We start from the raw sequence: 10,864 nt of genomic DNA on the forward strand, positions 1-10,864 counted from the left end.
GAAAGCGGCGCAAGACTTATGCCATGCAGGCAGGCCGGACACTTTCTTTGTCTACTCAAGGCAGTAGAGCACTAAAAACGCGCGATGCCCGTATTCATCTGTAAAGGAATGCACATAAATGCGGCGCGGCTGGCGCGAATCGACTCAGCGACGCCGGCGTGAGGCCTTGGCGGCCTGGATGATAAGCTCGCGTTGGCGGCGAATCTCGACGAGTTTGCCGCGCATTTCCCGATGGCGTTTGCTGTTGAGCAGCAAGAGCCCCAGCAGTGGCAACAGCACCGCGAAAAGGTACACGCCCTGATGCGGCCCATAAGCGAATGTCGGCAGCATCGCCGCCAGACAGGCGAGGAAATAACCCGCCACCCACCAGACCGCCCAGGCGCGCCCGCGTGCGATCATGAGATTGCCCAGGACCAGGACACTCACCAGAGCCAAGGTGCCGAGTCCAACATAGTTGCCCCTGACGGAAGGCTCCAAGGCTCGCCAATAAGTGCTTGCGGACAAAACGAGCAGCGCAGACCCGGAAAAGCAGCCCAGAAAGATCGTGCCCATGAACACCGGAAAATAATGGGCGAGGAACCGCTTCATTGATCCGCCGCCAATCATTCGGTGAACTCCTCATACAGCCCGACGGCAACAGTCTTCACGGCGCCATCGCCGGTATAACTGCCAATGATCCCCAAAGCACGGCGCTGCTCATATGAATCGTCCTTGAAGAATTGGAGAGTTGATTTTTTATTGTGCCGTGCCCTGAAGTATCTACGCCAGCTCAGATTTCTGGCCTGACGACACCGACTCAGCGACGCGGTCGCGACGTCTTTGCGGACTGGAGGATGCGTTCGCGCTGATGGCGGATTTCGACGAGCTTGCTGCGCATCTCGCGGTGGCGTTTGCTGTTGAGCAGCAGGAGTCCGAGTAATGGAAAAAACAGACCTGCCGCATAGGCGATTCGATTCGGACGATAGCCAATGGTTGGTAATACACACAGCAGACAAGCTACGAACAACCCGACAAACAGCCAGATCCAACCAGGCCTGCCCCGGATGACCATGAAGTTGCTATGGACCAGAACCATTGTGCAAATAGCGATGCCTATGGCGGACAATTTTGCTTGGCTCGCCAACGGAACGCCCGCAAGGAAACCGTCGAGCAGAGCAAAGAGGGCAAACAGAAACGATATTTTCGCCACGAAGATTGCTGCAATGAAGGTTGGAAAGTAGCGCCTCATGAAATCGATGAAATTCGGATGGCTTTTCATTTAGCGTCCTTTCATTTTTTTCCGCTGCCGGGTGGCAGACCTTGTCGCGATACGCTCATTGCGTAACTCCAATAGTTTTTGACGCATCTCTCGATGGCGTTTGCTATTGAGCAATAGCAACCCCAGCAACGGGAACAACAACCCAGTCACATAGGCAACGGGATGCGGTCTATAGCCGTAGGTGGGAAGGACAATGAAGAGGCAAACGAGATAGAACACAACGATGGCCCGAACACCCCACGACCGCCCTCTGATCATGAAGAAATGACTCAACGCCAAGAGCAGAGATAGCACCAGTGCAATCAGAAAAGAATATTTAGCCCGCTCAGGATCGCCTCGAAAATAAGTACTTGAGGCCAATGAAATCGAAGCGGAAACCGCAAAACAGGCTAGAAAAAAAGCGCATATGAAGGTTGGAAAATACTGAGCAAGGAACGCGTTCAATGAATGCTTGCGGTCCATCAACTACCCCCCCCGCGCATTAGCTTGATCGGCTCTGCTGCCTGGTCTCACGCTTGATCCGCTGACGTTCGTGGCGGATCTCCAAAAGTCGAGCACGCATTTCCCGGTGACGTTTGCTACTGAGCAGCAACACACCAAGCAAGGGCCAAAACACCCCCTCCGCATAAACAAACTTGTGCGGATCATATTGGATAGTCGGCAAAACGGTTAGCAAGCAAGCAGCAAGTACGGCGACCATGACCCATGCGCACCAAGGTCGCCCTCGAACGATCAAATAGTTGCTGTGCACGATGACCATGGCGATGATAACGGTCGCCGCCCACCCGGAAGTCGCCCTGATATCCACTGGGACAGCTCGAAAATAAGTACTCATCGCTAACGATACCGTCGCCGAAGCAGCGAAGCAGCCCGCAAAAATGACTCCCATGAAAACAAAAAGGTAACGTACCAGGAAACTACGGATAGTCTGGTTCTGCTCCATTACTCCATCTCCTCATACAAGCCAACCGCAATGGTTTTGACATTGCCAGATATGGCGCTGCCGGCGAACCCCAATGCCGCGCCCAGAGAATCCTGTATCTGAGTAACAGTGCCATGCCTAAGCTGAGTGGGTGTGTAGCGCTGGATCGGCATCAATGACGGCGAACAACCGCGGCAGGTTGATTTGGCTTTCAATGCGGCGGCGGCCAACATCTGGGAGATGCTGTTGTCCATGCCGATGCCGATGCCGGGTAACGGTGTGCTCAAATGAATCGTCCTTGAGAATCGGAGGGTGAGATTTTATCCACACTGAACCTTGCGCTCGCTGCGCTGTGCCCTGTAGGAACTGCCGAAGGCTGCGATCTTTTGACCTTTTGATCTTTCGCTTGAGATTCAAGTGCCTGGGTAAAGATCGCAGCCTCGCTTCGCTCGACAGCTCCTACACTGCAGGCAGGCCGGACACTTTCTTTGTCTACCCGCCAAGGCCATAGAGCACTAACACCGCGCGAAGCCCGAATTCATCTGCAAAGCAATGCACATAAATGCGGCGCGGACAGCGCGATTCGACTCAGCGCCGCCGGCGCGAGGCCTTGGCGGCCTGGATGATGAGTTCGCGCTGGCGGCGGATTTCTACCAGTTTGCTCCGCATCTCCCGGTGGCGTTTGCTGTTGAGCAATAGCAGACCCAGGAGCGGAAATAATACAGCCATCACATAGATGACTTTGTGTGGGCGCCCCTCAATGGTCGGTAACACGCTCAACAGACATAGAACCAGTACTCCGACCAGTCCCCACACCCACTGTGGCCGTCCCCGCATCACCATGAAATTGCAATGCACCACGACCAAGGTGGCAGCCGTTCCTCCCAATACCGACCAAGTCGCTTGCTCACCGACTGACACCCCAGACAAATAGAACATCACCAGTAAAGGAACAGCACAGCCCACTGAAAACAGCACCGAAAAAACGCCGCCAATAAAGGTAGGTAAGTAACGCGCAAAAAAACGCGGCAAACTCAAATCGTCCATTACTCCTCCAACTCTTCGTACAAGCCGACGGCAATAGTCTTAACATTTCCCGACAAGCTGCTGCCGGTCAGGCCGATTGTCGCCCCTAAGGAGTCTTTGATCTGAGTAACCGTAGCGTGCTTGAGCTGGGTCGGCGTGAAACGTTTGGGCAACTCCCCAGCAAGCTGTTTGAGCTTAAGCATTTTCGGTGTCAGCCGTGGGTCATTGATACTTAGCAATTCTTTGGTCAACTTCGCCCGCTCTTGGCGATTCAGACCACGCAGAATCTCACGCAGACTTTTGCCGGTGGTGGCCTTCGTCACCTTTACCAGTTTTATGGTAGTTAAGGCAGAAGCCCCGACTCCCAATAATGAGGCTGCATCTAGACCGATAGAAGCGTATTGGTACCACTCCTCGCTGTCCAATTTGTCATTGATTTGCGGGTTGGTCACTTCAGCCCCTGTTCGTATAACTCCGATAACGCACTGCGCAGAGCTAGCAACCGCTGCGGTATACCCCAGAGCAACCACGACAGAACTGGCTCCCGCGCTGAAGGGAACCGCAATCGTGCCACTGAGCACGACAATCCAGCCCAACACCGCTCCTGCGCAAGATAGCGTGGTATTGACCGCCTCCCCCACTAATCGCGACTCACGAGGATTGCTCTGTACCTGTTGCGCGAACTGCTCCGGCGCGATGTATTTCTGCGCCTCACGCAAAATGATCCGCTTGGGCTTGATGCTACAGATCGGCTTGAATTCACGCAGGGTCACTACATTGAATTCAGCATCGATGTACACCACACCGGCGCCGACGATACCGGGATCGGCGTCAATGGCAGCAAACAGGCGCGGCAGGTTGAGTTGGCTTTCGATACGGCGACGGGCCATCATCTGAGAGATGCTGTTGTCCATGCCGATGCCGGGTAATGGAGTGCTCATATGAATCGTCCTTGAATCGGAGGGTGAGACGTTATCCACACTGAACCTGTGGCGAGGGGATTTAGCGAAACGTCGCACCGCCCCGCTGGGCTGCGAAGCAGCCCTAAATATCTGCCACCTCGGTGGGTCAGGCTGATTGTGCTAAGCCTGTATGGGGCTGCTGCGCAGCCCAGCGGGGCGGTGCGACGTTTCGCTAAATCCCCTCGCCACAAGAGCGATGTGTCCGGCGTTGTTGTGCCTATTGACGGGAATTGGCGGGCGCCACGATAACAAACGGCCAGCACCGCCGCTAGAAAGCAAAACGCCAGCACTTAGGCTGGCGTTTGGCGAGGCGGCTAGGCGATCAGCGCGGCACGACAGGCTTGCGCGCCGGTTTCGGGCCCTTGCCCTTGGCGGCGTCCTTGCGTTCCTTGGCGGCCTGCTGGTTGCGGGCGAATGCCGCGGCCTTGGCCTGCTCGCGCTTGTCCCACGGGTTGCCACCGTCGCTGGCCCGCGGCGGCAGGCCGGTGTGCTGGGTCAGGATCTTGGTGGTTTCCTTGCCTACCTTATGGCTGCCGGCTGGCGTCGAGTTCTTGCGACGGGCGCTCTGGTAGCTGTCGGTGGCCGGCTGGTGCAACGGAATCAATTGGTTCTTGCCCGGCCCGATCAGGTCGGCGCGGCCCATGCGGGTCAGCGCTTCGCGCAGCATCGGCCAACCCTTGGGGTCGTGATAACGCAGGAAGGCCTTGTGCAGGCGGCGCTGCTCCTCGCTCTTGACGATGGTCACCGCGTCGCTCTTGTAGGTGACCTTGCGCAGCGGGTTCTTGCCCGAGTGGTACATGGCGGTCGCCGTGGCCATCGGCGACGGATAGAACGCCTGCACCTGGTCAGCCCGGAAACCGTTGCCCTTGAGCCACAGCGCCAGGTTCATCATGTCTTCGTCGGTGGTGCCCGGGTGGGCGGCGATGAAGTACGGAATCAGGTACTGCTCTTTTCCGGCTTCCTTGGTGTACTTCTCGAACATCCGCTTGAATTTGTCATAGCTGCCGATGCCCGGCTTCATCATCTGGTTGAGCGGGCCTTCCTCGGTGTGCTCCGGAGCGATCTTCAGGTAACCGCCAACGTGGTGGGTCACCAGCTCCTTGACGTATTCCGGCGACTCGACCGCCAGGTCGTAACGCAGGCCGGAGGCGATCAGGATCTTCTTCACCCCAGGCAAGGCCCGGGCGCTGCGGTACAGCTGGATCAGCGAAGAATGGTCAGTGTTCAGGTTCGGGCAGATGCCGGGGAACACACACGACGGCTTGCGGCACGCGGATTCGATTTCCGGGCTCTTGCAGGCGATGCGGTACATGTTCGCGGTCGGGCCGCCGAGGTCGGAAATGACCCCGGTGAAACCGGGGACCTTGTCGCGGATCTCTTCGATCTCGCGAATGATCGACTCTTCGGAACGGTTCTGGATGATCCGGCCTTCGTGCTCGGTGATCGAGCAGAAGGTGCAGCCACCGAAGCAGCCACGCATGATGTTCACCGAGAAACGGATCATCTCGTAGGCCGGGATCTTCTCCTTGCCGTACACCGGGTGGGGGACACGTGCGTAAGGCATGCCAAACACGTAGTCCATTTCTTCGGTGGTCATCGGAATGGGCGGCGGGTTGAACCAGACATCGACTTCGCCGTGCTTCTGCACCAGGGCGCGGGCATTGCCTGGGTTGGTTTCCAGGTGAAGCACGCGGTTGGCGTGGGCGTAGAGCACCGCATCGCCACGAACCTTTTCCACCGATGGCAGACGGATCACGGTTTTGTCGCGGGTCATTTTCGGGCTCGCCAGGATCTGCACGACCTTGGCTTCGCTCGGGTCTTCTGCACTTGAAAAAGTCGACCCTTTTTCCTGCTCGATGGCGCAAGCTTGAGTGTCCTGGGTGTTCACATACGGGTTGATGATCTTGTCGATCCTGCCCGGGCGGTCGATGCGCGTGGAGTCGACTTCGTACCAGTCTTTCGGCGTGTCACGACGGATGAACGCCGTGCCGCGCACGTCGGTGATGTCTTCGATCTTGTGGCCGTAGGACAGGCGCTGGGCGACTTCGACAATCGCCCGCTCGGCGTTGCCGTAGAGCAGGATATCGGCGCAGGCGTCGATCAGGATCGAGTTGCGCACCCGGTCCTGCCAGTAATCGTAGTGAGCGATACGCCGCAGCGATGCTTCGATACCGCCAAGCACGATCGGCACATGCTTGTAGGCTTCCTTGCAGCGCTGGCTGTAGACCAGGCTCGCACGGTCCGGCCGTTTGCCCGCCATGCCACCTGGGGTGTAGGCGTCATCGGAGCGAATTTTCTTGTCGGCGGTGTAGCGGTTGATCATCGAGTCCATGTTGCCGGCCGCGACACCGAAAAACAGGTTGGGCTCGCCAAGCTTCATGAAGTCGTCTTTGGACTGCCAGTTCGGCTGGGCAATGATCCCGACGCGAAAGCCCTGGGCTTCCAGCAAACGGCCAATGATCGCCATGCCGAACGACGGGTGATCGACGTAGGCATCACCGGTCACGATGATGATGTCGCACGAATCCCAGCCGAGCTGATCCATCTCCTCCCTGCTCATGGGCAGGAACGGCGCCGGGCCGAAACACTCGGCCCAGTACTTGGGATAGTCAAATAACGGCTTGGCTGCTTGCATGTCGATAACCGGTATAAAAGATGAAAAATCGCGGGCGCGGAATATAGCACAAAAAATAACCAATTCCGACGGCTATGGTCGGAAATTGGTGGTGCACCTTTCGCGAGCAGGCTCGCCCCCACAGAGGAGTGCATTCCAAGGTGGGAGCGAGCTTGCTCCGGGCGGCGTTCCGACGATGAGGCCGGATCAGACGACGAAGAACTTACTCGTCGTCGTCAAAATTGTAGCTACCCGGCGCCAGGTTCTCGAACCGGGTGTATTTACCGATGAACGCCAGGCGGATGAAGCCGATCGGGCCGTTCCGCTGCTTGCCGATGATGATTTCGGCGATGCCCTTGTGCTCCGTCTCGGGGTGATACACCTCGTCGCGGTACACGAACATGATGACGTCGGCGTCCTGCTCGATCGCTCCGGATTCCCGCAAGTCGGAGTTCACCGGACGCTTGTTGGGGCGCTGTTCCAGGGAACGGTTCAACTGGGAAAGCGCCACCACCGGGCAGTTGAATTCCTTGGCCAGGGCCTTGAGGGAACGGGAGATTTCGGAAATCTCGTTGGTCCGGTTGTCGCCGCTGGAACCGGGGATCTGCATCAGTTGCAGGTAGTCGATCATGATCAACCCGACCTCACCGTGCTCACGCACCAGGCGACGGGTCCGGGCGCGCATTTCCGATGGACTGATACCAGCCGTATCGTCGATGAACAGCTTGCGGTCGTTGAGCAGGTTGACCGCCGAGGTGAGGCGCGGCCAGTCGTCGTCTTCCAGTTGGCCGGAACGAACCTTGGTCTGGTCGATACGCCCCAGGGACGAGAGCATACGCATGATCAGCGATTCGCCTGGCATCTCGAGGGAGTACACCAGGACCGCCTTTTCGCTGCGCAGCACGGCGTTTTCCACCAGGTTCATCGCAAAGGTGGTTTTTCCCATGGACGGACGGCCGGCGACAATAATCAGGTCGGACGGCTGCAGGCCGCTGGTCTTCTCGTCGAGGTCGGTGTAGCCGGTGGACAGGCCGGTAATGGCGTTGTCAGTATTGAACAAGGTGTCGATACGGTCGATGGCCTTGGTCAGCAGGTCGTTGACGCTGACCGGGCCGCCGGTTTTCGGGCGGGCTTCGGCGATCTGGAAGATCTGCCGTTCGGCTTCGTCAAGAATCTCGGCGGCGGTGCGGCCTTCGGGGTTGAAAGCGCTGTCGGCGATCTCGGTGCTGATGCCGATCAATTGGCGCAAGGTCGCCCGCTCGCGCACGATCTGCGCGTAAGCCTTGATGTTGGCGACCGACGGCGTGTTTTTCGCCAGTTCGCCCAGGTAACCGAGGCCACCAACCTGAGACGTCTGCCCTTCCTTGTCCAATTGCTCGGCCAGGGTCACGACGTCGATCGGCATGTTCTGATCGGCCAGCTTGGCGATCGCACGGAAAATCAGGCGGTGGTCATGCCGGTAGAAATCGCCATCGGAGACCTGATCGAGCACGCGTTCCCAGGCGTTGTTGTCCAGCATCAGGCCACCGAGCACGGCCTGTTCGGCCTCGATGGAATGCGGAGGCACCTTCAGGGCAGCGGTTTGCAGATCATATTGCTCGGGAGCGGTGATTTCGTTCATGGCCACTTCTGGTTATGAAAATCAGGAATTGCAGAAAGACAAAGGGCACGACCTGTAAACAGGATCGTGCCCGATGTTACCGGCAAGCACCCGAGGGTGCCAGCCGACAGGTGTTGCTTAGGCTGCTACCACGACAACGCGTACGGTGGCTTCAACTTCGGAGTGCAGGTGCACAGCTACGTCGAATTCGCCTACGTTGCGGATGGTGCCGTTCGGCAGACGAACTTCGCTTTTCGCAACTTCAACGCCGGAGGCGGTCAGTGCATCAGCGATGTCGTGAGTACCGATCGAACCGAACAGCTTGCCTTCGTCGCCAGCGGTGGCAGTGATGGTCACTTCCAGCTCAGCCAGTTGGGCAGCACGGCTTTCAGCCGAGGTTTTACGGTCTGCGGCAGCTTTTTCCAGCTCAGCACGACGCTCTTCGAACGCAGCCAGGTTGGCAGCGGTCGCAGCGGTGGCTTTGCCGTAAGGCAGCAGGTAGTTACGGCCGTAACCGGCCTTAACGTTTACTTTGTCACCCAGGTTGCCCAGGTTGGTGACTTTTTCCAGAAGGATCAGTTGCATGTGAAAATCCTCTAACTTTTAACCTTCACCGTTCGCGTTGTCGGCGTCTTTCGGCGCCATACGACCGCGAAAATCAATCAGGCTGTCAACGATGGCCATGACCACGAGTAACGGACCGAGCAAGTGCATGAAAGGCAACAACGTCACGTACATCCCCACCAGCCAGAACGTAGCCAGTCGCTTCTGCGCCACCAGCCCGTGAATCAGGGCCAGGCCGGCGAAGACCAGCGGTACACTGCACAACGGCAACAGGATCAGTGCATGCAGCCCGAAAAACGGAGCAACACACATGACGGCCAGCAGTGACAGCGCCACGCGCTTGGGGAATCGGATGGCGCGAAATTCGCGACCGAAACCACCGGGGTTATACAACGACGCCTGCCAATAGCGCCCAAGAATCAGGCACAGCACGCTAAAGATCTGCAGCGAAGACGCTATCGAGATGATCATCAGCGGAGCGCTCAGGGCGGTGAGAAACGCCTTCTGGTCTGCCGAGAATGTCTCGTAGACCTCACCCATCGCCAGCGGCAGGACGTGTTCGAACGTCTGCGCCAGTGACTCGATGAAGGAACTGAATACAGTTCCCAGGCTCACCGCACACAACAACCCCACGGCCACGCTGCACAGCAGCACGCGATTCCAGGTATGTCCGGCGCGCAGAACCAACGCCAGGCCACAAGCCCCGAGCAACACCAGAAGTGTTGTCGGGTCCTTCAGGAAATACCAGCTCACCAACGCTGACAACAACCCGATACCCAGGACGCTCAAGGCGTCCGAACCGCGCCGCAGGAGCACAAGGCACCCAGCGGCGGCACTCAACCAGAACAACAGCGGCAATGCCGCGGATCCGGCCACAACCAACGTGGCCTGCACGCGTCCCCGCATGATGAAGTCAGCTAAGGCGCGCATGCATTCAATCCCTTACTACTCGTCGACTGCCCGGTCTCAGCGGCCGTGGCTGTCGGTGTAGGCCAGCAGGGCCAGGAAGCGGGCGCGCTTGATAGCGGTGGCCAGCTGACGCTGATAACGAGCTTTGGTACCGGTGATGCGGCTTGGAACGATTTTGCCGGTCTCGGATACGTAGGCTTTCAGAGTGTTGAGATCTTTGTAATCGATCTCTTTCACGTCTTCAGCGGTGAAGCGGCAGAATTTACGACGACGGAAGAAACGTGCCATGTGATTGGCTCCTTAAAAGGTCCGTGGATTACTCGTCAGCGTTATCGCTGTTGTCGCTGTCGCTATCGCTGTCATCGCCATCGGCGCTGTCAGAGTGCTCAGGACGGTCGCGACGCTCACGGCGCTCACTGCGGTTTTCTTCAGCCTTGAGCATCTCGGATTGGCCGGTGACGGCTTCTTCGCGACGGATGACCAGGTTACGGATCACTGCATCGTTGTAGCGGAAGTTGTCTTCCAGCTCGGCCAGGGCCTTGCCAGTGCACTCAACGTTCAGCATCACGTAGTGAGCCTTGTGAACATTGTTGATTGCGTAGGCCAGTTGACGACGGCCCCAATCTTCCAGACGGTGGATTTTGCCGCCGTCTTCTTCGATCAGCTTGGTGTAACGCTCAACCATGCCGCCGACTTGCTCGCTTTGATCCGGGTGGACCAAAAAGATGATTTCGTAATGACGCATGAATGCTCCTTACGGGTTGTAGCCTGCCGCTCAAAAACGGTCAGACAAGGAGTGAATGACACTTATGGACTTGTGGACGCTAGACACATAAGTGCCTGCCATCACAGCAAGGGGCGCAATTGTAGAGAAGGGCCGAGGGAGGCGCAAGGCAATTGGCGATTATTTGAACAACCACTGACGATTGCGAAGCTGAACAATTGTAGGAGCTGCCGAAGGCTGCGATCTTTTGATCTTGATCTTTCGCTTGAGACTCAAGTGTCAGGG

Annotated in this window: 12 protein-coding genes and 2 pseudogenes; all 14 read right to left on the bottom strand. The window is 57.6% G+C overall.

All coding sequences use genetic code 11. The annotated features are described in order from the left end of the window. Positions 1 to 144: 144 nt before the first annotated feature. On the bottom strand, positions 145 to 606 hold the full coding sequence (locus tag AACY31_RS00695) for a hypothetical protein (RefSeq protein WP_339478387.1): 462 nt from the start codon (positions 604 to 606) through the stop codon (positions 145 to 147). Between the two features lie 190 nt (positions 607 to 796). Then, positions 797 to 1,258 carry a hypothetical protein gene (locus AACY31_RS00700; protein ID WP_207965179.1) on the bottom strand — a complete coding sequence of 154 codons (462 nt, stop codon included), beginning with the start codon at positions 1,256 to 1,258 and terminating at the stop codon, positions 797 to 799. Continuing rightward, positions 1,259 to 1,720, bottom strand: a complete 462-nt coding sequence (locus AACY31_RS00705; protein WP_339491214.1) for a hypothetical protein — start codon at positions 1,718 to 1,720, stop codon at positions 1,259 to 1,261. A 19-nt stretch (positions 1,721 to 1,739) separates the two neighbouring features. Further along, on the bottom strand, positions 1,740 to 2,201 hold the full coding sequence (locus tag AACY31_RS00710) for a hypothetical protein (protein WP_339503658.1): 462 nt from the start codon (positions 2,199 to 2,201) through the stop codon (positions 1,740 to 1,742). After that, a pseudogene (locus tag AACY31_RS00715) lies at positions 2,201 to 2,344 on the bottom strand (NAD synthetase); the annotation flags it as partial. The pseudogene AACY31_RS00715 and the gene AACY31_RS00710, both read right to left, overlap by 1 nt. Next, a pseudogene (locus AACY31_RS28780) lies at positions 2,337 to 2,467 on the bottom strand (NAD synthetase); the annotation flags it as partial. The pseudogenes AACY31_RS00715 and AACY31_RS28780, both read right to left, overlap by 8 nt. Positions 2,468 to 2,768: 301 nt before the next feature. Further along, the gene (locus tag AACY31_RS00720) at positions 2,769 to 3,227 is read right to left on the bottom strand and encodes a hypothetical protein (protein WP_339503660.1); all 459 of its coding nucleotides are present in this window, start codon (positions 3,225 to 3,227) and stop codon (positions 2,769 to 2,771) included. Continuing rightward, positions 3,227 to 4,147: an NAD synthetase gene (locus AACY31_RS00725; RefSeq protein ID WP_339478383.1), complete on the bottom strand. Its 921-nt coding sequence runs from the start codon at positions 4,145 to 4,147 to the stop codon at positions 3,227 to 3,229. The genes AACY31_RS00720 and AACY31_RS00725 overlap by 1 nt, the downstream gene beginning before the upstream one ends. A 343-nt stretch (positions 4,148 to 4,490) precedes the next feature. Beyond that, a complete protein-coding gene (locus AACY31_RS00730; RefSeq protein ID WP_339478381.1) occupies positions 4,491 to 6,803 on the bottom strand; it encodes a YgiQ family radical SAM protein in 2,313 nt (770 codons plus the stop codon). A 202-nt stretch (positions 6,804 to 7,005) separates the two neighbouring features. After that, a complete protein-coding gene (dnaB, locus tag AACY31_RS00735; RefSeq protein ID WP_014336312.1) occupies positions 7,006 to 8,403 on the bottom strand; it encodes a replicative DNA helicase in 1,398 nt (465 codons plus the stop codon). 117 nt (positions 8,404 to 8,520) lie between these two features. Continuing rightward, positions 8,521 to 8,967: a 50S ribosomal protein L9 gene (gene rplI, locus AACY31_RS00740; RefSeq protein WP_339478379.1), complete on the bottom strand. Its 447-nt coding sequence runs from the start codon at positions 8,965 to 8,967 to the stop codon at positions 8,521 to 8,523. 18 nt (positions 8,968 to 8,985) lie between these two features. Further along, entirely contained in the window at positions 8,986 to 9,876 is an 891-nt protein-coding gene (locus tag AACY31_RS00745) for a hypothetical protein (protein WP_339478377.1), read from the bottom strand. Between the two features lie 36 nt (positions 9,877 to 9,912). Then, positions 9,913 to 10,143, bottom strand: a complete 231-nt coding sequence (rpsR, locus tag AACY31_RS00750; protein ID WP_002551829.1) for a 30S ribosomal protein S18 — start codon at positions 10,141 to 10,143, stop codon at positions 9,913 to 9,915. 28 nt (positions 10,144 to 10,171) lie between these two features. Next, a complete protein-coding gene (rpsF, locus tag AACY31_RS00755; RefSeq protein ID WP_003186395.1) occupies positions 10,172 to 10,600 on the bottom strand; it encodes a 30S ribosomal protein S6 in 429 nt (142 codons plus the stop codon). Between the last annotated feature and the right edge of the window lie 264 nt (positions 10,601 to 10,864).

Source organism: Pseudomonas sp. RL_105y_Pfl2_101, from assembly GCF_963970585.1.
GTDB lineage: Bacteria > Pseudomonadota > Gammaproteobacteria > Pseudomonadales > Pseudomonadaceae > Aquipseudomonas.

Bases quoted from the DNA above. Each gene is read 5' to 3' on its own strand.
- AACY31_RS00720 (WP_339503660.1), bottom strand. From the start codon at position 3,227: ATGGACGATTTGAGTTTGCCGCGTTTTTTTGCGCGTTACTTACCTACC.
- rplI (WP_339478379.1), bottom strand. From the start codon at position 8,967: ATGCAACTGATCCTTCTGGAAAAAGTCACCAACCTGGGCAACCTGGGT.
- AACY31_RS00710 (WP_339503658.1), bottom strand. From the start codon at position 2,201: ATGGAGCAGAACCAGACTATCCGTAGTTTCCTGGTACGTTACCTTTTT.
- dnaB (WP_014336312.1), bottom strand. From the start codon at position 8,403: ATGAACGAAATCACCGCTCCCGAGCAATATGATCTGCAAACCGCTGCC.
- AACY31_RS00745 (WP_339478377.1), bottom strand. From the start codon at position 9,876: ATGCGCGCCTTAGCTGACTTCATCATGCGGGGACGCGTGCAGGCCACG.
- AACY31_RS00725 (WP_339478383.1), bottom strand. From the start codon at position 4,147: ATGAGCACTCCATTACCCGGCATCGGCATGGACAACAGCATCTCTCAG.
- AACY31_RS00730 (WP_339478381.1), bottom strand. From the start codon at position 6,803: ATGCAAGCAGCCAAGCCGTTATTTGACTATCCCAAGTACTGGGCCGAG.
- rpsR (WP_002551829.1), bottom strand. From the start codon at position 10,143: ATGGCACGTTTCTTCCGTCGTCGTAAATTCTGCCGCTTCACCGCTGAA.
- AACY31_RS00695 (WP_339478387.1), bottom strand. From the start codon at position 606: ATGATTGGCGGCGGATCAATGAAGCGGTTCCTCGCCCATTATTTTCCG.
- AACY31_RS00700 (WP_207965179.1), bottom strand. From the start codon at position 1,258: ATGAAAAGCCATCCGAATTTCATCGATTTCATGAGGCGCTACTTTCCA.
- AACY31_RS00705 (WP_339491214.1), bottom strand. From the start codon at position 1,720: ATGGACCGCAAGCATTCATTGAACGCGTTCCTTGCTCAGTATTTTCCA.
- rpsF (WP_003186395.1), bottom strand. From the start codon at position 10,600: ATGCGTCATTACGAAATCATCTTTTTGGTCCACCCGGATCAAAGCGAG.